Annotated in this window: 21 protein-coding genes; 12 read left to right on the forward strand and 9 right to left on the reverse strand. The window is 66.5% G+C overall.

The annotated features are described in order from the left end of the window. Positions 1-36: 36 nt before the first annotated feature. Complete coding sequence (locus tag PNI01S_RS06935; RefSeq protein ID WP_084357676.1) at positions 37-1,512, reverse strand: ATP-binding protein; 1,476 nt, start codon at positions 1,510-1,512, stop codon at positions 37-39. A gap of 359 nt (positions 1,513-1,871) precedes the next feature. On the opposite strand from PNI01S_RS06935, the gene PNI01S_RS06940 reads away from it, so the two are divergent. From PNI01S_RS06940 to PNI01S_RS06985, 10 genes are all read left to right on the forward strand, one after another. After that, positions 1,872-3,023, forward strand: a complete 1,152-nt coding sequence (locus tag PNI01S_RS06940; protein WP_065083868.1) for an acyl-CoA dehydrogenase family protein — start codon at positions 1,872-1,874, stop codon at positions 3,021-3,023. A 30-nt stretch (positions 3,024-3,053) separates the two neighbouring features. Beyond that, positions 3,054-3,425: a hypothetical protein gene (locus PNI01S_RS06945; protein WP_017516776.1), complete on the forward strand. Its 372-nt coding sequence runs from the start codon at positions 3,054-3,056 to the stop codon at positions 3,423-3,425. Between the two features lie 3 nt (positions 3,426-3,428). Next, positions 3,429-3,929: a nuclear transport factor 2 family protein gene (locus tag PNI01S_RS06950; protein ID WP_376784775.1), complete on the forward strand. Its 501-nt coding sequence runs from the start codon at positions 3,429-3,431 to the stop codon at positions 3,927-3,929. Beyond that, positions 3,926-5,077 (forward strand): amidase, encoded by a 1,152-nt coding sequence (locus PNI01S_RS06955; RefSeq protein ID WP_084357677.1) that lies wholly within the window; start codon positions 3,926-3,928, stop codon positions 5,075-5,077. The genes PNI01S_RS06950 and PNI01S_RS06955 overlap by 4 nt, the downstream gene beginning before the upstream one ends. A 10-nt stretch (positions 5,078-5,087) precedes the next feature. Continuing rightward, positions 5,088-6,371, forward strand: coding sequence for an aromatic ring-hydroxylating oxygenase subunit alpha (locus PNI01S_RS06960; protein WP_024762262.1), 1,284 nt, complete (start codon positions 5,088-5,090; stop codon positions 6,369-6,371). Continuing rightward, the gene (locus PNI01S_RS06965; RefSeq protein WP_084357678.1) at positions 6,368-6,865 is read left to right on the forward strand and encodes an aromatic-ring-hydroxylating dioxygenase subunit beta; all 498 of its coding nucleotides are present in this window, start codon (positions 6,368-6,370) and stop codon (positions 6,863-6,865) included. The genes PNI01S_RS06960 and PNI01S_RS06965 overlap by 4 nt, the downstream gene beginning before the upstream one ends. 10 nt (positions 6,866-6,875) lie before the next feature. Continuing rightward, entirely contained in the window at positions 6,876-7,616 is a 741-nt protein-coding gene (locus tag PNI01S_RS06970; RefSeq protein WP_084357679.1) for an SDR family NAD(P)-dependent oxidoreductase, read from the forward strand. A 409-nt stretch (positions 7,617-8,025) separates the two neighbouring features. Continuing rightward, positions 8,026-8,976 carry a PDR/VanB family oxidoreductase gene (locus tag PNI01S_RS06975; RefSeq protein ID WP_024762259.1) on the forward strand — a complete coding sequence of 317 codons (951 nt, stop codon included), beginning with the start codon at positions 8,026-8,028 and terminating at the stop codon, positions 8,974-8,976. Between the two features lie 147 nt (positions 8,977-9,123). Continuing rightward, positions 9,124-9,828 carry a ferric reductase-like transmembrane domain-containing protein gene (locus PNI01S_RS06980; RefSeq protein ID WP_084357680.1) on the forward strand — a complete coding sequence of 235 codons (705 nt, stop codon included), beginning with the start codon at positions 9,124-9,126 and terminating at the stop codon, positions 9,826-9,828. After that, positions 9,825-10,196 (forward strand): cytochrome c3 family protein, encoded by a 372-nt coding sequence (locus PNI01S_RS06985; protein ID WP_084357681.1) that lies wholly within the window; start codon positions 9,825-9,827, stop codon positions 10,194-10,196. The genes PNI01S_RS06980 and PNI01S_RS06985 overlap by 4 nt, the downstream gene beginning before the upstream one ends. A 141-nt stretch (positions 10,197-10,337) precedes the next feature. Here the strand turns inward: PNI01S_RS06985 and PNI01S_RS06990 are convergent, their stop codons facing one another. Together PNI01S_RS06990 and PNI01S_RS06995 are read right to left on the reverse strand one after the other, a co-directional pair. Beyond that, the gene (locus PNI01S_RS06990) at positions 10,338-11,126 is read right to left on the reverse strand and encodes a carbon-nitrogen hydrolase family protein (RefSeq protein WP_084357682.1); all 789 of its coding nucleotides are present in this window, start codon (positions 11,124-11,126) and stop codon (positions 10,338-10,340) included. A gap of 87 nt (positions 11,127-11,213) precedes the next feature. Then, entirely contained in the window at positions 11,214-12,896 is a 1,683-nt protein-coding gene (locus PNI01S_RS06995) for a flavin monoamine oxidase family protein (RefSeq protein WP_084357683.1), read from the reverse strand. 79 nt (positions 12,897-12,975) lie between these two features. Between PNI01S_RS06995 and PNI01S_RS28610 the strand changes: the two genes are divergently transcribed. Beyond that, positions 12,976-13,101: a hypothetical protein gene (locus PNI01S_RS28610; RefSeq protein WP_256204873.1), complete on the forward strand. Its 126-nt coding sequence runs from the start codon at positions 12,976-12,978 to the stop codon at positions 13,099-13,101. A 17-nt stretch (positions 13,102-13,118) separates the two neighbouring features. After that, positions 13,119-13,547: an Lrp/AsnC family transcriptional regulator gene (locus PNI01S_RS07000; protein ID WP_037006486.1), complete on the forward strand. Its 429-nt coding sequence runs from the start codon at positions 13,119-13,121 to the stop codon at positions 13,545-13,547. 124 nt (positions 13,548-13,671) lie between these two features. Here PNI01S_RS07000 and lysA read toward each other — a convergent pair whose 3' ends face one another. From lysA to imuA, 6 genes are all read right to left on the reverse strand, one after another. Continuing rightward, positions 13,672-14,916: a diaminopimelate decarboxylase gene (lysA, locus tag PNI01S_RS07005; protein WP_084357684.1), complete on the reverse strand. Its 1,245-nt coding sequence runs from the start codon at positions 14,914-14,916 to the stop codon at positions 13,672-13,674. 79 nt (positions 14,917-14,995) lie between these two features. After that, positions 14,996-15,931, reverse strand: coding sequence for a LysR family transcriptional regulator (locus PNI01S_RS07010; RefSeq protein WP_084357685.1), 936 nt, complete (start codon positions 15,929-15,931; stop codon positions 14,996-14,998). A gap of 114 nt (positions 15,932-16,045) precedes the next feature. Continuing rightward, on the reverse strand, positions 16,046-16,648 hold the full coding sequence (locus tag PNI01S_RS07015) for a hypothetical protein (RefSeq protein ID WP_024762251.1): 603 nt from the start codon (positions 16,646-16,648) through the stop codon (positions 16,046-16,048). Between the two features lie 296 nt (positions 16,649-16,944). Then, the gene (locus PNI01S_RS07020; RefSeq protein ID WP_084357686.1) at positions 16,945-20,037 is read right to left on the reverse strand and encodes an error-prone DNA polymerase; all 3,093 of its coding nucleotides are present in this window, start codon (positions 20,035-20,037) and stop codon (positions 16,945-16,947) included. Next, complete coding sequence (locus tag PNI01S_RS07025; protein WP_024762729.1) at positions 20,034-21,443, reverse strand: Y-family DNA polymerase; 1,410 nt, start codon at positions 21,441-21,443, stop codon at positions 20,034-20,036. The genes PNI01S_RS07020 and PNI01S_RS07025 overlap by 4 nt, the downstream gene beginning before the upstream one ends. 7 nt (positions 21,444-21,450) lie before the next feature. Then, positions 21,451-22,065, reverse strand: coding sequence for a translesion DNA synthesis-associated protein ImuA (imuA, locus tag PNI01S_RS07030; RefSeq protein WP_024762730.1), 615 nt, complete (start codon positions 22,063-22,065; stop codon positions 21,451-21,453). Positions 22,066-22,068 lie beyond the last annotated feature (3 nt).

The following is a 22,068-nucleotide window of genomic DNA, read 5'->3' on the forward strand; positions in this document are numbered from 1 at the left end:
CCACGCCCGCGATCCGCCGGCAAGGCAGGCGGCCGCTCACTCCGCCAACGGCAACCCAAAGCAGAACATCGCCCCGCACGGCTCGACGTTCTCCGCCCAGATATCCCCGCGATGCCGCGAGACGATGCTCTGGCACAGCGCCAGGCCGATGCCGTTGCCGCTCACCTTCGAGGTGAAGAAGCCATCGAACAGGCGCTCCTTGGTCCCGGCATCGATGCCGGGCCCCTGGTCCAGCACGCACAGCCGCGCGCTGTCGCCCTCGCGCGAAGTACGGATGCGCAGCAGGCGGCGCTCCTCGGGGAGGTTGAGCATCTCTTCGATGGCGTTGAAGGCAAGGTTGAGGATCACCTGGCCGACCAGCACCTTCTCGCAACTCACCCAGAGCGGTTCGTCGCAGCGCTCCAGCTCCACCCGCACGTTGCTTGGCTGGGCTTTCAGACTGATGAAGTACAGCGTCTCGCCCAATAGCTCGTTGAGGTCGATGCGCTGTTCGGCCTGCTCCAGTTTCACCACGTACTCGCGCACGCTCTTGATGATCAGCGAGGCGTGCTCGATCTGTCGCACGGCGCTGTCCAGGCCCCAGGCGGCGGAGGCTTCGGCCTTCTGCTCGCGGTCCAGGCGGATCAGCGCGCCTTCGATGAAGTTGCGCGTCGCTGCCAGCGGCTGGCTGAGTTCGTGGGCGATCGCCAGGGCCATCTCGCCCATGGCGTTGTAGCGCGCCAGGTATTCCAGCTTCTGGTCGCTCTGCCGTTGCGCCTGTGCGGCGCGGACCTGCTCGGTGACGTCGCGGAACAGCAGCAGGTGGCCGACCAGGTCGTCCTCGATCTCGATGTAGCGGCAGGTCGCGTGGTGCCAGCGCCATTCGCCGTCCAGACGTTGCAACTGATAGCTGACGGAGTACGGCTCGCGGCTGGGCGGCTGCATCGCCAGGTGGTGTTCCAGGCGCGGGCGCGTGGCGCTGTCGCAGCGGCCGAGGAAGTTGTGCGCCAGCCAGTCGTCCTGGCTGCCGCCCAGCAGGGGCAGGGCGGATTCGCTGAGGAAACGCAGGTTGCCGTCGGCATCCAGCACCGCTACGCCTTCGGCGAGGTCCTGCATGAAGGCCTTCAGGCGGCTCTCGAAACGTTGCAGGTCGCGCTCGACCTGCTTCTCCCGGGAGATGTCGCGGAACTGCACCATCAGCACGTCGCGCTCCTGCAGGTGCACGCGGGTGGCGACGGCTTCGGAAAGGATTTCCACACCCTGCTTGGAGCGGTAGCACCACTCGATGGTGCGCTGGCCGGTACGCGCCGCGCCTTCCAGCCAGCGCAGGCCCACCGAGCGGCGGTACTGCGGGGCCTTGGCGGTCATGTCCGGGGCTTTGAGCGGCACCAGCTCTTCCAGGGTGAAACCGAGCACCGCCAGGGCGGCGTTGTTCGCCCAGAGGATTTCCTTGGTCTGCGCATCGTGAAGGATTACGCACAGCGGCATGGCCTGGAGCAGGGCGAGGAAGTCGTCGGGCCGGGGCTGGAACATCGGGGAGTGGTCTCGGTGGGCAGTGGCGCCTTTATACCTTGCAGCGTAGCGCGATGGGACTGCGGAGTAACTCGCCGCCGACTAGGGGATTCCCTTAGTCATGGGGCTGCACGCACCAATGGTTGGCCGGGCAGGGCGGTTCATACACTGGCCCCAACGACGACCTGCCCGCATCGAACGGGCCGATGGCCTACACGACCTGTTCCAGGTCTCGCCGAGCGCAGTTCAGGCAAGGCGGAGGCGCGCGAGGAAGCGCAGTTTGCATTTGCAAATGAGCATTCCGAGTGCGCCTCCAACGCAGCCTGAGCAAGCGCAGGCAGACCGGGAGCAGGTCGATAAGAACAAACGGAGATAATGCCATGCTGCGTGCCGCCCTCGCCGAACCGCTCGATGCGGACGGCCGTGCCCTCGAATTCCAGCGCGTACTCGATGAAGTGCGCCAACGCCGCGACGAGTTCGACAGCCGCTCCCACGTTCCCCGCGACATGATCGAACGCTTCCGCGACGTGGGCATCTACCGCGCCGCGACCCCGCGCTGCTTCGGCGGCGACGCGCTGCCGCCGGCGCAGTTCCTGCGCCTGGTCGAACGCATCGCCGAAGCCGACGGCTCCGCCGGCTGGGTGGCCAGCTTCGGCAGCGCCAGCACCTACCTCACCGCGCTGCCGCGCCATACCCTCGCCGAGCTCTATGCCGACGGCCCGGACCTGGTGTTCGCCGGCGGCCTGTTCCCGATCCAGCCAGCCACGCAGGTGGAAGGCGGCTGGCGCGTCAGCGGCACCTGGAAATTCGCCAGCGGCTGCAAGGGCGCCGACGTGCTCGGCGTCGGCATCGGCATCGGCGGTCCGGGTGGCAAGCCACGCACTGCGCTGCTGCGTGCCAGGGACGTGGAGATCGTCGAGAACTGGAACGTGGTCGGCCTCAAAGGTACCGGCAGTCACGACCTGAAGCTGGACAACGCCTTCGTTGCGGACGACTGGACGTTCATTCGCGGCGGCGAATCGAACATCGACGAACCGCTGTACCGCTATCCGACTATCGCCTACGCCGCCCAGGTGCTGGCCGTGGTCAACCTCGGCCTGGCCCGTGCAGCGCTGGACGAGATCACCCGCATGGCGTCTTCCAGCGGCGTGACCGGCGCGCCCAAGCTTGGCGACCGCGCCTACGTACGCATCGAAATCGGCAAGGCCGAAGCCGAATTACAGGCTGCGCGCGGCTTCTTCTATGACGCCACCGAGACCGTCTGGGATTCCATCCTCGCCGGCAACGCCGTCAGCCCCGAGCAGGTCAGCCAGCTGCGCCTGGCCGCCGTGCATGTGTCCCGCGCCGGTGCTGACGTGGTGCGCCGCGCCTACAGCCTGGCCGGCACCACGGCGATCTACCTGAACCACCCGCTGCAGCGCTACCTGCGCGACGCCATGGTGGTCACCCAGCACGCCTTCCTCAGCGATGGCATGTACGACGGCGCCGGTGCGGTGCTGCTCGATGTGCCGCCGTTCCCCGGATACATCTGATTCAAACCCATAAGAACAAGGACTCGAAGCATGACCCGTCCAACCACCGAACCCTTGCGCGTACTGTTCTGCATCGGCATCGCTCAGCCGTTCTTCGACCTGCCCACCGGTGAAGGCATCACCGTGTGGAAAGGCTTCTCGCAGATGATGAGCGACCTCGGCGCGCTGCCGGGCATGAACGTGCTCGGCGTGCTGGACGACGACCGCCTGATGGTCGGCCCGTCCACCACCTCGCCCTGGACCGTCTACATCATGGCCGATGTGGATTGCCACCAGACCGTGATCGATGCCTGCAACCTGTTCCGCACCACGCCGGTGGGCGAGTACAGCCTGTGGAAGTACGCCAAGGTCGAGGCGCGCATCGGCCGCCCGCTGACCATCCCCGAAGCCGCGCGGACCTGAGCCATGAACAGCCTGAGCATGGCCGAGCTGAACCGCCGCCTGGAGGTCCTCGAAGGGGAAAGCCAGGTGCGTCGGTTGATGGCCCGCTACATGGACCTCTGCGACGTGCCGCACGCGCCGGTGGCGATGAGCGAGCTGGCCGAGCTGTTCAGCGAGGACGCGGTGTGGGAGGGCATCGGCACTTCCACCGCGCAGACCTTCGGCCATCACCAGGGCCGCGAGGCGATCGCCGCGTTCGTCTTCGGCTACCTGCCGCCGTCGCCGCACTTCACGCTGAACCTGCATTTCCTCACCAGCGAGTCGATCCGCGTCGACGGCCGCACCGCGCGCGGGCAATGGATCATGCAGCAGCTCTCGACCTATGCCGAGGGCCACACCGAGCTGTTCGGCACGCGGCTGGACATCGATTTCCGCGAGATCGACGGGCGCTGGCAGATCAGCCATTTCCGCACGCAGCGCCTGTCGCAACGCGCGCTGGGTGGTGCAGGGGAGGGCCGTTCGTGAGCACTTTCGTCAGCGAATTCATTCTCGGCGGCGACGGCAAGCGCGTCGCGGTCAAGGACAGCATCGACATCGCCGGCTACCCGACCCGTTGCGGCACCCGCGCACTGGCCGATGCCGCGCCGGCCGAATGCAACGCCTTCGTGGTCGACGCCGTGCTGAACGCCGGCTGGCAGATCGTCGGCAAGACCAATCTTCACGAACTGGCCTTCGGCGTCACCGGCATCAATGACTGGACCGGCACGCCGGTCAACCCGATGGCGCCGGACCGCGTACCCGGCGGCTCGTCCAGTGGCTCCGCGTCCGCCGTGGCGGCGGGCCTGGCGGATATCGCTTTGGGTACCGATACCGGCGGGTCGGTCCGTGTACCGGCGGCCTGCTGCGGTATCGCCGGGCTGAAGCCGACCTTCGGCCGCGTCAGCCGCGACGGCGTCCATCCGGCGCAGAGCAGCCTGGATTGCGTCGGCCCATTCGCCGCCAACATGGCCGACCTGATCGCCGCCATGCAGGTGATCTGCCCCGGTTTCGGCGACGTGCAGTTGCCGGGCGAAGGCGCCCGCGTGGCCTTCCTCGAAGTGCCGTCGGCGCCGCACATCCAGGCCTGCCTGGGCGCTGCCGCCGACCGCGCCGGCTGGCGTCGCAGCCACCTGTTCCTCGGCGAGTTCGAGGCGGCCTTCCAGGCCGGTCTGGTGGTGATCAATCACGAGAACTGGGCCGCCTACGCGGCGCTGACTGGCAAGGGCCTGATCGGCGCCGATGTCGAGCAGCGGCTGCTGCTGGCCAGCCGCACCACCGACGCCGAGCGCGCCGAGGCGGAGAAAGTGCGCGAGCACTTCACCCGTGCCATCGACGCCGCGCTGGAGGACTTCGAAGTGCTCTTGCTGCCGACCATGCCCGACCTGCCGCCGCTGCTCAGCGATGCGCGCAACGGTAAATCGGTGGCCGGCATGACGCCCCTGGTGCGGCCTTTCAACCTCAGCGGACACCCGGCGCTGACCGTGCCGGTGGACCTGGATTGCGGCGGGCTGAGAGTCGGCCTGCAGATCGTCGGCCGCAAGGGCGACGACGAACGCGTCTGCGCCTTCGGTGCGCAACTCGAACACAGCCTGGCTGCCACGCGGCCTGCGCAAAAACATAAGAAATCGGCATGAGGAGATGGGCATGAGCGCTCACGAATACCGGCTGATCGCCCGGTCGCGCAGCGTCGAAGAGCTGGTCGGCGACGACCGCGTCGATGTCTCGCTGTACAACGACCCGCAACTGTTCGAAGCGGAAATGGACAAGATCTTCTACCGCACCTGGGTGTGGGTCGCCCACGAAAGCGAAGTGCGCAACGCCGGTGACTTCAAGACCACCAGCGTCGGCCGCCGCCCGGTGATCGTGGTACGCGACAAGAAGGGCAACATCAACGTCCTGGAAAACCGCTGCCGCCACCGTGGCGCCACCGTCTGCGAGAAGCACAAGGGCAACGCCACCGGCTTCACCTGCCCGTACCACAGCTGGTCCTACGCGCTGGACGGCAAGCTGCGCGCGCTGCCGTATCCGGACGGCTACGAGGACATCCTCGACAAGGCCGAGCTGCCGCTGACCAGCCTGCGCGTGGAAAGCTACGCCGGCATGGTGTTCGCCACCTACAACGACGAGATCGAGCCGCTGGAGGACTTCCTCGGCGGGGCGAAGCACTGGATGGACCTGTTCATGAAGCAGGGCGCCGGCTACCCGATCAAGACCCAGGGCGAACACAAGTTCACCTTCCGCGGTAACTGGAAGATCCAGCTGGAGAACACCACCGACGGCTACCACTTCCCCATCGTGCACAAGTCGTTCATGTCCTCGGTGGATGAAGAGACCGAGGAAATGCTCTCGTTCATGAGCGACGAGCAGGCGGTGACCCACGCCCTGGGCAACGGCCACAGCGTGATGGTGATGGTCCCCGAGCACGTCGACCTCGACCACGACGACGGCACCGAGCAGCTCCAGGAGCGCTTCGCCCACGTCACCGCGGAACTGTCGAAAACCATGGAGCCTGCCCAGGTGCGCCGCATCGTCCGCTCGCTGCACGGCGCCGGCTTCAACCTCAACCTGTTCCCCAACGTGGCCATGTCCATGTCGTTCTTCCGCGTGCTGCGGCCGATCTCCGTCACCGAGACCGAGATTCGCCACGTCGCCCTCGGTATGGACGGCGGCCCGGAGATCGCCAACCGCGAGCGCATGCGCATCCACGAGCACTTCCAGGGTCCGTTCGGCTTCGGCAGCCCGGATGATGCAGAGGCCTGGGACCGCGTGCAGCGTGGCTCCTACGCCGGCGTCGACGCGCCGATCCTGGTCAACCGCGGCCTGAACCGCGAAGTGGTCGCCGAGAACGGCGACAAGGTCTCCCACGCCACCGACGAAGGCGGCATGCGCGAGGCGTACCAGATGTGGAAAAGGATGATGAGCCAATGAGCAACGACACCCTGAACGGCTTCTCCGGCCCGCTGGCCAAGGCCATCGAATTCGTCTGGCGCGAGGCCGAACTGCTGGACCGCAAGGACTACGCACAGTGGTCGCAGCTGTGGAGCGAGGACGGCATCTACGTGGTGCCGATCAACGCCGAGGGCGACGACTTCGCCGCCAGCCTGAACTACGTCTTCGACGACGCGCGCATGCGCGCCCTGCGCATCGAACGCCTCACCGGCGGCCATTCGCCGTCGGCGGTGGACGCGGCGAAGACCGTGCGCACCGTCTCGCGTTTCACCCTGGTGGAAGCGGCGGGCGATGTGGTCGAGGTGAATTCGGCGCAGGTGCTCTACGCCTACAAGCGTGGCGTGGCGACGCCGTTCATTGCCGACCTGAACCACCGCATTCGCTTCACCGACGGGCAAGCCCGCCTGGAGCGCAAGGTGATCCGCCTGATCAACGCCGAAGACGCGCTCAACGCGCTCGGCTTCCTGCTCTGAGGGCCGCGCCATGCAACGAGTAGCCCTGGTAACCGGCGCCGCACGCGGGCTCGGCGAAGTCATCGCGCGTCGCCTGCACGCCGCCGGCCTGCGCGTGGCGCTGGCCGACCTCAACGAGGAGGCTGTGCAGCGCCTGGCCGACGAGCTGGATCCGGAAGGCCAGACAGCTCTCGGCTTGAAGCTGGATGCACGGGAGAAGGCCGACTTCGAAGGTGCCCGCGATGTGCTCGCCGAACGCTGGGGCGGCACCGACATCCTGGTGAACAACGCCGGGATGTCCAAGGTTGCCGCGCTGATGGACATCAGCCCGGAGGACTTCGACGCCTCCATGGCGGTGAACCTGCGCGGCACTTTCGTCGCCTGCCAGGTGTTCGGCACGCACTTCGCGGCACGCGGTTTCGGCCGCATCGTCAACATTGCCTCGCTGGCCGGGCAGAACGGCGGCACCGCCACCGGCGGCCATTACGCCGCAGCCAAGGGCGGCGTGGCAACGCTGACCAAGGTGTTCGCCCGCGAACTTTCGGCGCAGGGCGTGACCGTCAACGCCATCTCGCCGGGGCCGCTGGATTTGCCGGTGGTCTACGAAAGCGTCGCGCCCGAGCGCCTGGAACAGATCCTCAAGACCATCCCCGCCGGCCGCCTGGGCGATCCGACCTTCATCGCCGACAGCGTGCTGTTGCTGTGTGCGGAGAATGCCGGGTCGGTGACGGGCGCCTGCTGGGATATCAATGGTGGGTTGTTCATGCGCTGAGGTTTGGGCTGGGCGGACGGCGGATAACGCTGCGCGTTATGCGCCCTACGCTTGGCCTGAGCTTGAGTGGGGGAGCTGAAGAGCCCCTCTCCCTAACCCTCTCCCGCAAGCGGGAGAGGGAACTGATCGGCAGGGCTGGAAACACCGCGCGCTCCAGGCACTGCGAACCGCTCTCTCCCTGCAAAAGAGGGGACCGTACGGCGCAGGATGGCACTTCCGCATCAGCCGGCACGGACCACTCCCTCTCCCTTCAGGGAGAGGGCGGGGGAGAGGGAACAACCGTCCACTCCCAAATTTTCCGAGTGGGCCCCGGCCCGCTCCATTAACCAACCGAAACACCCGTCCGCTCGTAACAAAGAGGCCGGAAAGGGGCCACAGAGCCCGCAATCAACGCCTTGCAGGTAACGCCATGATGAAGGTCAGAATCGAAAGGATCGTCGAGGAAGCGCAGGACATCCGTTCCCTGCGTCTCGTACGTTGTGATGGCCAGCCGTTCGACGCCTATGAGCCCGGCGCCCACGTCGACGTCACCGGACCCACCGGGGTGACGCGTCAGTACTCGCTGTGCAGCCCGCCGGACGACTGCACCGCCTACCTGGTGGCGGTGAAGAAGGAGGGCGCGTCCCGTGGCGGCTCCAGTGCCCTGCACGACGTGCAGGAAGGCGCGGAGCTGGACATCGGCGCGCCGCGCAACCTGTTCCGCCTGGCAGCGGAAGCCCGCGAGCACGTGCTGTTTGCTGCGGGCATCGGTGTCACACCGCTGCTGAGCATGGCCTACCGGCTGAATGCCAAGGGCGAGCCGTATCGCCTGCATTACTTCGCCCGGTCCGCCGAGCATGCGGCATTTGTCGAGCTGCTGGCCAGCGAGGCGTTCACCGGCAAGGTCGAGCTGCATTACGGTGTTGAGCCTGCTGACCTCGACAGCGTGCTGGGCGAGTGCCTTGCGCGTGCGCCGCAGCAGGCCCACGTCTACACCTGCGGCCCGGCGCCGTTCATGAACAAGGTGGTGGAGATCGCCGCGCGCAGCCGCCCGGAAGATGCCATTCACCTGGAGCACTTCCAGGCCGACCCAGCCGCCAACGCGGCGCCGGCCGGCTCCTTCGAAGTGGAACTGGCCAGCTCAGGTGTGGTGCTTCACGTACCGGCGGACTCGACGCTGGTGGACGTGCTGCAGGCCCATGGCTGCGACATCGATACCGAGTGCCGCGAAGGCATCTGCGGCACCTGCATCGTCGAAGTGCTGGAGGGCGAGCCGGAGCACCGCGACAACTGCCTGTCGAACAAGGAGAAGGCCTCCAACAAGCAGATCTGCGCTTGCGTCTCGCGGGCGAAGTCGGCGCGGTTGGTGCTGGACCTCTAGTGGGGATCGGCCTTTGTAGGACATGGCTCCTACAACATCAGATCGGCGGGTGATGGCAGCGCTGGCAATTCGTCTGGCAGGCAGCGACACTCGCGCGCCGCCGGCGCTTGCTAGCCTGCGGCGATAGTCCCCCGTTCGGAGTCCCCCATGCCTGCGCTGATCGCGCGCCTGGCGCTCGGCTGCCTGCTGCCGGTCGCCATCCTGCTCGGCCTCGGCGCCATGCCGGGGCTCGGCTATGCCTGGGATTTCGCCAACGCTGCCGGGTTGCTCGGCGCCTGCCTGCTGGGGCTGCTGTTCGTCATCGGCGGCCGCCCCCAGCCGCGCCCGCTCTATGAAGGCAAGTTCTTCCTGCGCCTGCATCGCGACCTGGGCTTCGCCGCCATCGCGTTGCTGCTGGTGCACATCGTCGTGTTGCTGGTCGATGAGCCGTTGCTGATCGAGGACCTGCTTCCCTCCGCGCCGGGATACATGTTGGCCGGGCTGGCGTCGGCCATCCTGATGCTGCTGCTGGCGATTTCCAGTCTGAATCGCGTGCGTCCGCGCTGGAGCAGCCATGCGGCGTCGTTCCGTCGCTGGCACTACGGTGGCAGCCTGCTCGCCCTGTTGCTGATGGCCGTGCACGTGCTTGGCGCGGGTTACTACAGCGCAGGAGTCTGGAAGAGCGCGTTGCTGACAGCTCTGATGCTGGTGGCCGCCGCCTGGCCACGCCTGCCCAGACCAGCCAATGGCCTCAGCGGACGCAAGCGCAACACCGCCCGGCGCGCCACCTGGTTCGCACTGGCAGCCAGCGGGGTGATCCTCGGAGTGTCGGTGCTCTACAGTTTGTTGGCGAATGTGGAGCTGCCGTTGTGAAGCGCACCTGGATCGGTCTTTCCGTCGCCGCCGTCTTGCTGCTGTCATCGGGGGCGTGGTTCGCCCACGGGCACTGGCAGCGAAGCCGCCCGCTGATGCCGCTGGCGTTCCCCCATGAGCCGCACGCTTCGGTGAACTGCATCACCTGCCACCACGACTACAAGGACCAGTCGCCTTCGGTTTCCGGCAACCGCACCTGCATTCTCTGCCACAAGCAGAGCCCGGCGCTGGCCGTGCGAATCGAGGCGGATTTCCATCAGCTCTGCCAGAGCTGCCATCTCGAACGCTTGCAGGCTTTCCACGCCAGCGGGCCGGTGCGCAGCTGCCAGGCGTGCCACCGCAATACTACGGAAATGCCGAACCTGTAGGAGCGAGCTTGCTCGCGAACCCGCCTGACGCCGAAGCTGCTGAAGAGTCTGCTCGCGAGCAAGGACTAGGCATCCCCCTCGGTCCTACAAGAGAAGTTGCAGCACCGATGGAGAAAGCCCGGCGGAGTGCCGGGCTTTTTATCAGCTGCGATAGAGCACCGGCCGCCGCAGGTGCACATAGCTGTACCCCTCGCGCGACAGGGCGATGCGCTGCGGGTCCAGTTCGGCCACCAGCAATTCCTCGCTGTGCTTGGCCTTGGTCAGCACCTGGCCATCCGGGGCGACGATGCTGCTCAGCCCGCAGTACTCGATTTCGCCCTCGCTGCCGACGTAGTTGGCGTAGGCGAGGAACACCTGGTTCTCGTAGGCGCGGGTCGGCACCAGCACCTGGGCGACGAATTCGTAGGGGTGCATGTTGGCGGTGGGCACCAGCACCAGGTCGGCGCCGGCCAGGGCAAGGGTGCGCACGGCTTCGGGGAATTCCACGTCGAAGCAGATCAGCAGGCCGATCTTCCAGCCGTCCAGCTCGAAGATCGCCGGCGGCTCGTCGGAGGCGCTGAACTGGCTGCGGTCGAGATCGCCGTAGAGGTGGGTCTTGCGGTAGTTGGCGCGGCGTTCGCCCTGGCGGTCGATCAGTTGCACGCTGTTGAAGATGGCGCCGTTGGCGCCACGTTCGGGGTAGCCGTAGAGGATGCCGAGCTTGTGCTCACGGGCGATCTCGGCGATGCGCAGGGCGGACGAGCCGTCGCAGCTTTCCGCCAGCTCCGCGACACGCTTGGCGCCGATGTTGTAGCCGGACAGGAACATCTCCGGCAGGACCAGCAGGTCTGCGCCGTTCTGCACCGCCTGCCGCGCTGCCTGTTCCAGACGCTGCAGGTTGCCGGCGACGTCTTCGGGGCCGGGAGGGCACTGGTAGAGGGCGAGGTACATGAGGGTCTCCTTGAAAAAAGCACGAGCGGGTCAGGCAGTTTGCACCCGATCCCACTCGTGCGCGAGGCGGTTTTTGTCAGCCGGGCTTCAGTCCGGCAGCGCCATCGGGCCCAGCTCGGCGAAGCGATCGCCAGGGCCGGGGTTCTCCGGATGAGTCGCGCCGCCGAAGTGCTTCATGATGCCCCACACGGCGTTCAGCGAGGTCTGCACCGCGCCTTCCACCCAGGCCGGGGTCCAGGACACATCGTCGCCGGCGATGAAGATGCCGCGCTGTTCGGCGGGCAGGTCGTCCTGCATGAAGTGCGCGTACATGCGCTGGTTGTAGCGGTAGTGGCCCGGCAGCGCGCCCTTGAAGGCGCCGAGGAAGTGCGGGTCGGCCTCCCAGGACACGGTGATCGGATTGCCGATGATGTGCCCGGCGATGTCGACCTTCGGGTAGACCTTCTTCAGCGCGTCCAGGGCCAACTGCACGCGCTTCTCCACCGGGTGCGGGAGCATCTTCATGGCGTCGCTCATCCAGGAGTAGGACAGGCAGATCACCCCCGGCTTGTCGTCGCCGTTGTCGAACAGGTAAGTGCCGCGGGTGAGGCGATCGGTGAGGGTCATGCTCATCACATCGCGGCCGGTTTGCGGGTCCTTGTCCTTCCAGAACGGCCGGTCGACCATCACGAAGGTCTTCGACGACTGCATGTAGCGGGTGCGGTCCAGGGCCATCCACATCTTCTGCGAGAACAGCGCTTCCTCGCACTCGATCTGGGTGGTCAGCAGCCAGGTCTGGCAGGTTGCCAGGACGGCCGCATAATGGCGGGTATCGCCCCAGTAGTCGGTGACGGCGAAGGTGCCGTCGTCGGCGCGGGCGATCTTCTTCACGCCCGGACGCGGCGCGCCGTTGTGCAGCGAGGCGAGGGAGGTGCCGGCCGGCCAGTGCGCGCAGTTTTCCGGCACATGGCTCCAGATGCCGCGCGGCACCTGCTCGACGCCGCCCACCACCAGATGCTGGTGGTCGTCGCAGTTGGTCATCACCACGCGGAAGATTTCCAGCATGGAGTTGGGGAAGTCCGAGTCCCAGCCGCCGGTGCCGAAACCGACCTGGCCGAAGATTTCGCGGTGGCGGTAGGACAGACGCGAGAAGGCCTTGGAGCTGGCGACGAAGTCGTAGAAGGTGCGGTCGTCCCACTTGGGCACCAACTCGTCCCACAGGGCCTTGAGCTTGACCGTGTCGCGCTCGCGGATGGCGTCCTGGATCTCGGAGAAGCGTGCGCCGTCTTCCAGCGCGTCGGCCCAGGCCTGGGCGACTTCGCGGAAGATTTCCGGCAGGTCGTCGATCTTCTCCGCGTAGTGGCTGGTGCCTTCCAGGTCGACCACGGTGCTGCCCGACGCCGGGGTCAGCGGGTTGGGGAAGGGTCTGGTTTCCAGGCCCAGCTTGTCGACATAGTGGTAGAAGGCCGTGCTGGACACCGGGAAGCGCATGCCGCCCAGCTCGGCGATGATGCCGTCAGCGCCTTCGAAGGTCTCCGAGCGCAGGCGACCGCCCATCTTCGAGGCTTCGTAGACCACGGGCTTCAGGCCCATTTTCATCAGCTCGTAGGCCGCCACCAGCCCGGAAATGCCGGCGCCGACGATGGCCACTTCCTGGCCGTGCTGCTCGGCGGGGATGCTGCCCAGGCCGGCGGGGTGCTCGATCCAGTCGTCGAAGGCAAAGGGGAAGTCCGGGCCGAAGATGGTCACCGGTTTCTTGCCGGGGGTGTGGGGATGGCGGTTCTTGTGCATTGGAATCTCCCGGTTATCAGTCTGCCGGTCTGTCTCGACCAGCTTGGCAAGGCATCGCGTGGCCCGCAGGAGCCAGTCGATGAGCGGCGCGCGGGCAAAGAAATGGCGAGCTGGTGGGCTCGCCTTGGCGATCACTATTGCAAAGCTGGTCGTTGAAATGAATCCGGCAATCTGCAAGATTGGCGAGAGCTTTCAGGCAGATTGATCAATCCAATGAGCAATATGACGAAAAACGCTGATGCGGCCTTGTTGAACCTGTTGCGCGCCAATGCCCGCGAGTCGATTTCCGAGCTGGCGCGCAAGCTCGGCGTGTCCCGCTCCACGGTGCAGAGCCGTATCGAGCGGTTGGAGCAGCAGGGGATCATCAGTGGCTATTCGATCAAGGTGTCGGACAGCTACGCCCAGTCGCTGGTGCGCGCCCACGTGCTGGTGACGGCGCTGCCCAAGCTCTCGCACCAGGTGGTGCAGGCGTTGGAGAAGATCATCGAGGTGAAGACACTGCATTCGGTGAGCGGCAACTTCGACATGATCGTGATCGTCGAGGCGCTGTCGATCCGCGACCTGGACGCCGTGCTGGACCGCATCGGCGCGCTGGATGGGGTGGAGCGGACGATGTCGTCGATCATTCTGTCGACGCGGATCGATCGGTGAGAAGGGTGCAATCCTGTAGGTTACGGATTACTCGTGCCAGATCTCCCTCTCCCTTTAGGGAGAGGGCGGGGGGAGAGGGTATGCCCAGCCGCAGAGCTCGGGCGGAGATGGCTTACATCCGGGCTCAGCCCAGCTCTTCTTCCAGCGCCAACAGCTCTTCCACCCGCTGGCGGCGGCGGATCAGCTTCGCTTCGGCGCCTTCGAGCAGCACTTCGGCGATCAGCGGGCGACTGTTGTAGTTCGACGACATGGACGCGCCGTACGCGCCGGTGTCCTCGATCAGCAGCAGGTCGCCGACCTGGGCGCGCGGCAGGGCGCGGGGGATGACCACGCCGCCGTCACCCTGGGTGAACACGTCGCCGGACTCGCACAGCGGGCCGGCCACCACGGTGTCGATCACCTCGCGGCTGGCCACGTCGCCGGCCAGCACGCGGATGCCGTGGTAGCTGCCGTACATGGACGGGCGCATCAGCTCGTTGAAGCCTGCGTCTACCAGCACGAAGTGGTTGCGGCCGGCGTCCTTGGTGGCGCGCACTTCGCTGAGCAGGCAGCCGGACTGGGCGACCAGGTAGCGGCCTGGTTCGATCTCCAGGTGCAGCGAGTGGCCGACCACGGCCTCGGCGGCCTTGCGCGCCTTGTTCCACAGCTGGAAGTAGTGTGCGGTGTCCACTTCCGGGTCGCCGGCGCGGTAGGGGATAGAGAGGCCGCCGCCGGCGGAGATGCCCGACAGGTCGTGGCCGGCGTCCTTCACCTGCTGCACCAGGCCGAGCATGGCTTCGCCGACCTGGGCCAGGTGACCGTAGTCCACGCCCGAGCCGATGTGCATGTGCAGGCCGACCAGGCGCAGGCCGCGTTCGCGGATCACGTCCAGGGCGGCGCGCAAGTCGCTGTGCCAGATACCGTGCTTGGAATGCTCGCCGCCAGTGTTGGTCTTGTTGCTGTGGCCGTGGCCGAAACCGGGGTTGATGCGCAGCCACACCGGGTGGCCGGGAGCGACTTCGCCCAGCTGGCGAAGCATGTCGATGGAGCCGGCGTTCACCGGGATGCCGTGCTCGACCACGGTTTCCAGGGTGGTGCGGTCCAGCAGGTCGGCGGTGAAGACGATCTCGGATTCATCCTCGCGGCACGAATAGCCGGCGGCCAGGGCGCGCAGCAGTTCGCCCTGGGAGACAGCGTCGACCTTCACGCCCTGTTCGCGCATCAGGCGCAGGATGTGCAGGTTGGAGCAGGCCTTCTGGGCGAAGCGGATGATGTCGAAGCTCTTCAGACGCTCGATCTGACCGCGGATGGTGGCGGCGTCGTAGATCCACAGCGGGGTGCCGAATTGCAGGGCGAGCTGTTCGGCGCGGGGCAGGGCGAGGAAAGTCATGAATGGGCTCCGAATATAGATGGCGCTAGTCTACCGGGCCTTTGATTGGCTGAATAATGCCGCTTGTTATTCAATCAATTCATTTTTGATATAGGGTGCAGCCCACACCGGCTTCGCGCAGGCGCTGTACCAGCACGCCCGCTTCTGCCTGGAGTGCCGCGACGAAGCGCTCGCGCAGCGGGGTAGCAGGGCGATACAGCGGCTTCGCCACGCTCACCTGGAACGGCAGCGAGAAGGCCAGCGGCCGCAGCTGGATGCCCTGGCCCTGGAACATCAGCGCGGTGATCGGGTTGACCACGGCCAGGCCCAAACCGGCGCGGACCATGCTGCACACCGAGACGGCGCTGTGGGTTTCCACCTGCATCTGCCGTTGCACGCCGACGCCGAGGAACACGGCGTCGATCAGGTGCCGGTAGCGGTCGCTGGTGGCCAGACTGACGAAGGGCAGGCCGGCGAAATCCGCCGTCTCCAGGCGCTCGCGGGCCAGCAGCGGATGGCCGTCTGGAAGGATGCATACTTCGTCCACCGCCAGTAGCGGCTGCAATTCGGTGCCGCGCGGGGCGTCGTCGTTCTCGATCAGGCCGATATCGTGGTGCTGGGCGCTGAGGGCTTCCTCCAGGTGCGGCGATTCCAGGGCCGCCACTTCCAGGCTGATGGCCGGGTTCTCCCGGCTGAAGCGCTTGCAGGCTTCCGGCAGCAGCGCCTGGGACAGCGCCGGCAGGCAACCGATGGAGAACTTGCCCTCGGCGAACTGCCCCAGGCTGTCGGCGAAGGCGACGATGCGGTCGAGTCCGGTGAAGGAGCGCTCCACCTCCTCGAACAGCATCAACGCCCGCGCCGTCGGCGCCAGCCGCCCGCGCTCGCGCAGGAACAGCTCGAAGCCGACCAGTTGTTCCAGCCTCGCCAGTTCGCGGCTGACGGTGGGCTGGCTGGTATGCAGGAACGTTGCTGCGCGGGTGACGCTGCCGGTGGTCATGACCGCGCGGAAGACTTCGATGTGGCGGAGGGTGATCATGGAACTCGTACTGGCAGTGGAGGAGAGCAGGTTGCCAAGCTGCAACCTTCAAATCAATCCACCGATGGGTATTCGCCTGGTTGTCGCTCTTCGCGTGTGAACCGCCGGAAGGAGCTACAGGCCGGCTCGACAGAAGTTCTTCATGAAGTCTTCATCGGGCTTGGTAATCCGTCTTTTGAGCTCGTGGCTGATCGATTTGATGTAGTTCAGCTCTTCCGGGGACTGGGTCGTGGGAATCGAACGATAGGCTGACTTGGTCAGGAGCTTGAGCTTGGATACGGATGGTGCATCGATGTTTCGCAGATCGACGACGAGGAATGGGGTTCTGTCCATTATCCCGGGGGTGAGCAGGTCAGCGAAGAATTCATAGACCCGTCCATCCGTGAGAATGGAAAGGCTAGCGGCGCAGGCGTTGTGGGCTCGGGAGAGGGCGTTGCGCTGGAATGCACCCATGCGCGTTCCATGCTCGACCTGTTTGACCAAACAATGGATGGACTGATCCAGGACGATAGCGTAGGCGAGCTGTTCAACCCGATTTTCGCCGATCCGGCAGGAGTAGTCGCAGATGATCTCGTCGGGGTTGTCTATGCCGTACTCCAGGATGGAGCGGAGGAAGGCGTGAACCGAGCGAGTGCCTGTCGTGTTGGAGTTTTTGTTGGAGATACTTTCCTGACGGGCCTTGCCCGCGAACGCATCGAGTTTCTCGAAGAACTTCATACCACATCCCTTCGCAGCCGCTATTTCTTCGGCGTTTAATCTTCTTGATGGTGATCCTAGACGAAGCTGGATTATCGGCCGTCGATCTCGATGTGAGGGCGGAGATATTGTTCAATCCGCTTTTTCCTACCGGCGCCTCTCTATATTCGGATGATGTCTGATATCAAAATGATGTTTCGTTTTGTCGGCACGGTGCGGGTAAATGCATCTTTTTCTTTCGCTGAACGTTTGGTTCGAGAAACTCCAGTACGGCTCTTGAAAGTTCCAAGCCTGAGCTGAGGCCAGGATGCAAGCGGTTAGTGGAAGTCCCGACTCCGCACATCCAACCCCTCCAGCAGTCTACTCAAATCCGTCAACCGCCCGGCGATCACATGGCGCACGCCGTCCTTGGCTTCCAGGGTGCCGTCCACCTGCATCAAACGGGCGCTGAGGAAGGGGCGGCGCTGCTGTTCGGCGAGGTCGCGCCAGACGATCACGTTGATCATGCCGAACTCGTCCTCCAGGGTGACGAAGGTGACGCCGCTGGCGGTGCCGGGGCGTTGGCGGCCGACGACCAGGCCGGCGACGCGCACCGGGCGGTCGGCTTCGAGCTTGAGCAGGTCCCGCGAGCTGCGGCAGCGGCGGGCCTTGAGGGAGCCGCGCAGCAGGGTCAATGGGTGCGGGCCGAGGGTGGTGCCCAGGGTCGCGTAGTCGGTCAGCAGGTCTTCGCCGCGGCTGGGCAGCGGCAGGCTGACCGGCGCTTCCTCGGTGACCTGGCCGGCGAACAGCGGCAGTTGCGGCTCGACCCCGGCAATCGCCCAGCGCGCCTTGTGCCGGTGGCCGGCGAGGCCCCGCAGGGCGCCGGCGTCGGCCAGCTGTTCACGGGCACGGTGGTCCAGATGGGCACGCAGGCAGAGGTCGGCGACGTCGACGAAGGGACGTAGTTCGCGCGCCTGGGCGATGGTGTTGGCGACATCCTCGCGTAGCCCACGCACCAGACGCAGGCCAAGGCGGATTGCCGGCTGGCGTTCGGCGATGGGTTCCAGGGTGCAGTCCCAGTGGCTGTGGCGTACGTCCACCGGGCGGATATCCAGGCCGTGGCGGCGGGCGTCCTGCAACAGTTGGTCGGGGCTGTAGAAACCCATGGGCCAACTGTTGATGAGGGCGCAGGTGAAGGCCGCCGGTTCGTGGCATTTCAGCCAGCAGCTGGCGTAGGTGAGCAGGGCGAAGCTGGCGGCGTGGGATTCGGGGAAGCCGTAGCTGCCGAAACCCTTGATCTGCTCGAAGATGCGGGCGATGTATTCCTGCTTGTAGCCCTTGGCGGTCATGCGTTCGAACAGTTTCTTGCGGTGCGGCTCAAGCCCGCCGTGGCGTTTCCAGGCGGCCATGGAGCGGCGCAGGTGATCGGCTTCGCCGGGCGTGTACTCGGCGGCGATGATCGCCAGTTGCATGACCTGCTCCTGGAACAGCGGCACGCCGAGGGTGCGCTCGAACACCGGCTTGAGCTCCTCGGAGGGGTAGACGACCGGCTCTTCCTTGTTCCGCCGCCGCAGGTATGGATGCACCATGTCGCCCTGGATCGGGCCGGGGCGGACGATGGCCACTTCGATCACCAGGTCGTAGAAGGTCTCGGGCTTGAGGCGCGGCAGCATGGCCATCTGCGCGCGGGATTCGATCTGGAACACGCCCACGGTGTCGGCGCGGCTGATCATGGCGTAGGTCTTTTTGCACTCCTGGGGCAGCGAAGCGAGGGTGTAGCGTTCCCCGCGATAACGCTCGATCAGGTCGAAGCAGCGGCGCAGGGCGCTGAGCATGCCGAGGGCGAGCACGTCGACCTTGAGCAGCCCGACGGCGTCGAGGTCGTCCTTGTCCCATTGGATCAGCGTGCGCTCGGGCATGGCGGCGTTTTCCACCGGCACCAGGGTTTCCAGCGGCTGCTGGGAGATCACGAAGCCGCCGGGGTGCTGGGACAGGTGCCGGGGGAAGCCGACCAGTTGCCCGGTCAGGGCCAGCACGCGGCGCAGGATCGGGTTTTCCGGGTCGAAGCCGGCCTCTCTCAGGCGCTCGGGCGGCGGCGCTTCGCGGCTCCAGGCGCCGCAGCAGTCGGCCAGCGCGCCGACCTGGTCCGGCGGCAATCCCAGCGCCTTGGCCACGTCGCGCACCGCGCCGGCGCCGCGGTAGGTGCTGGCCACGGCGGTGAGCGCCGCGCGCGTGCGGCCGTAGCGGCGGAACACGTACTGGATGACTTCCTCGCGGCGGTCGTGCTCGAAGTCGACGTCGATGTCCGGCGGCTCATTGCGTTCGCGGGAGATGAAGCGTTCGAACAGCAGGTGTACGTGTTCGCGGGTCGGGTCCAGCTCGGTGATGCCAAGGGCGAAGCAGACCACCGAGTTGGCCGCCGAGCCGCGTCCCTGGCAGAGAATGCTCTGGCTGCGGGCAAAGGCGACGATGTCGTAGACCGTGAGGAAGTAGCTGTCGTACTCAAGCTCGGCGATCAGCGCAAGTTCATCCTCGACACGCTGGCGGACGGCGGCATCGGCGCCGTCTTTCCAGCGGCACAGGATGCCTTCCTCGGTCTTCTCCCGCAGCCAGGTGGTGGGCGTGTGACCTTCGGGCACCAGCTCGCGCGGGTACTGATAATCCAGTTGACCGAGATCGAAGGTGCAACGCTCGGCAATCTTCAAAGTCTCCGCCAGCAAATCGTCCGGATAGATCGCCGCCAGCGCCTCCCTCGGCCGCAAATGCCGCTCGCCGTTGGGATAGAGATACTGGCCGGCCTCGTGCACCGGCAGGTGCTGGCGGATGGCGGTCATGCAGTCCTGCAGGGCGCGGCGGCCGCGGATATGCATGTGCACGTCGCCGCAGGCCACGGCGGGGATGGCCAGGCGCGCGGCCTGTTCGCGCAGGCGATGCAGCTTGCCGGCGTCGTCCGGGCCCTTGTGCAGCTCGACGCCCAGCCACAGGCGCTCGGGGAAGCTTTCGCGCAGCCACAGGCCGTCCTGATCCTGGTCGTCTCGCGGCAGCCAGATCGCCAGCAGGTAGTCGAGGTTGCCGTCGAAGTCCGCGCGTACCAGGCGGTAGCTGCCTTTCTCGGCGCGGCGCCGGGCGTGGGTGAGCAGGCGGCAGAGGTTTTCGTAGCCAGCGAGGTTCTCCGCCAGCAGCACCAGTTTCGGGCCCTGCTCGATGTTCAGTTCGCTGCCGGTGATCAGGGGAATCTCGGTTTCCTTCGAGGCCTGCCAGGCGCGGACGATGCCGGCCAGGCTGCATTCGTCGGTGATCGCCAGGGCGCGGTAGCCCAGCTTCTTCGCCCGCTCGAACAGCTCGGCCGCGCTGGAGGCGCCGCGTTGGAAGCTGAAGTTGGACAGGCAGTGCAACTCGGCATAGTCGATGCCTTCGACCGGCGCGCTCATGCGAACCAGCCGTGCAGCAGCAACGGGCCGTCGTCGCCCACCGGGCGGAACACCCAGGCGCGCTGCCCGCTGCGGGTGCGTACCTGGTAGTAGTCGCGGCGGATGTCCTCGCCGTCCCACCAGCCGGACTCGATGCGCTCCGGGCCGGCCAGCAGGGTGGGGGCGAATTCGCGCAGCGGTTGCGGTTCTGCCAGCAGCCAGCCGGGGCGCGGGACCTCGGTAATGGACAGACGCGGTGTGGAGTTGCCCTGCCAGGCGCGCTCCGGGCGGTGTTCGGCGCAGGCGCCGAGGCCGTGCACGGCGTCGTCGCCCAATCGAGCGCGCAGGCGTTCACGCAGCTGTTCCCAGGGTTGGGATTGCTGCGGACGGTCGTCGAACAGCTCGCGGTGTTGCGGCACGAAGGGCGGCAAGTCGTCGGCGATGAGCCGCACGCTGTGTACCGGGGCGCGCAGTTGCAGTTGTTCCAGGCGGCCCCGGCTCAGCTCGAAGAGCATCGCCGCCTCGCGCTCGGCGCTGAGCAGGCCCACCGGCATCTGGGTGTCCGGGCCGTCGTGGTGCTCCAGGTGCAGGACGAAGCGCTGCACGCCGCTGTCGCGCCCGGCGAGGAAGGCGCCCAGGTCGCCGGTCAGGCGGTGCAGCGGGAAGAGCAGGGCCTGGGTGGATTCCACGTCGAAGTTCAGCTCGATGCGCGACTCGAAGCTGTCCGGTGGCCGGTGGAACTCCAGGGCCAGCGGGCGCTGGCCGAGCAGGGTGTCGACCTGGCGCAGTACCTGCGGCGGGAAGCGCCGGGCCAGGCTCTCGCGTGGCAGGGCAAGCAGTTGCTGCAGGCTGCGCAGGCCCATGCGGTTCAGCGAGGTGGCGGCGTTGCGCTCCAGGCCGAGGCGGTCCAGTGGCATCCTGCCCAGGTACTGACGCAGTTGCTCGTTATCGTGGATGGCCAGCCCATCGTGGCCATTGGCGAGGATGCGCGCGGCGGCCGGATTGGGCGCAGCGGTGATGCGGTGGCGAAAACCCAGGGCGTTCAACTCTTCGCGCAGGCGCGCCTCGAAGCGTGGCCAGGGGCCGAACAGTTGCAGGCTGGACTGCACTTCCATCAGCAGCGCACGCGGGTAGTGCTGGCTGACCTGCGAGCTGAAACCATAGGCCCAGGCGGCCAGAAGGTCCTGCCAGCGCTGCACTTCGCGCAGGTCGTACTCGGCGGTTTCGAAATCGCGGCTCAGGGCCTGGGCGGCGGTGAGCGACTGGCCGGGCTTGAGCCCCAGCGCCCGTGCCGCCGGGTTCACCGCTTGCAACACGCGGCGTTGCGCTGGTCCGGTGAGCAGTGCCAGGGCGGCGTCCGGCTCGGGACGGCCACGGAGCGCGCCGTCCATTGCCAGCTGTGGCAGGAGAATGCAGGCCCAGAGCATGACGGCCTCAGTGCCAGGGCAACGGGATGGGCCGCGTCGGCGCCAGGCCGCCACGGCACTTGAGCACGCGCAATTGCGCCGGGTTGGCGTCCAGTGCCAGGCGCAGGGCGGCGGGCGAGGGATTGAACCCTTCACGCTGCGAGCGGTAGGCGATGGCCAGCGTCTGCCCGGTTTCGGCAGCCACCTGCAGGCGACGCAGGGCACGGTCGTCGGCCTGTTGCGGCCAGCACAGCACGGCACCACAACTGCCCGAGCGCAGGCACTGTTCGGCAGCCCAGAGAGCGTCACGGCCAGCGGCGCGGACGATACTCATCTGATCTAGCTCCACGCCAGCCGCCTGCCAGGCGGCCGGGTAGGGGATGTGGGGCGGTGCGACCAGCACGATACGTTCGCCGGCTGCGCTGAGTCGTGCCAGGGTCGGCCAGATCAGTTGCAGTTCGCCGACGCCTTCTGCTGCCAGAAGGATTTCGCTGAGGGCGGCTTCCGGCCAGCCACCGGTGGGCAGGGCCTGATCCAGCGCGGCGTGGCCGGTGGGTTGCTGGCTGGGCGGCAGCCCCTGGGGCTGACCTTTCCAGACCTGCCGCCGGTGGAACAGGGTGTCGAGCGCAACCACGCTGCCCATCAT

This window comes from Pseudomonas nitroreducens NBRC 12694 (assembly GCF_002091755.1).
Lineage (GTDB): Bacteria > Pseudomonadota > Gammaproteobacteria > Pseudomonadales > Pseudomonadaceae > Pseudomonas > Pseudomonas nitroreducens.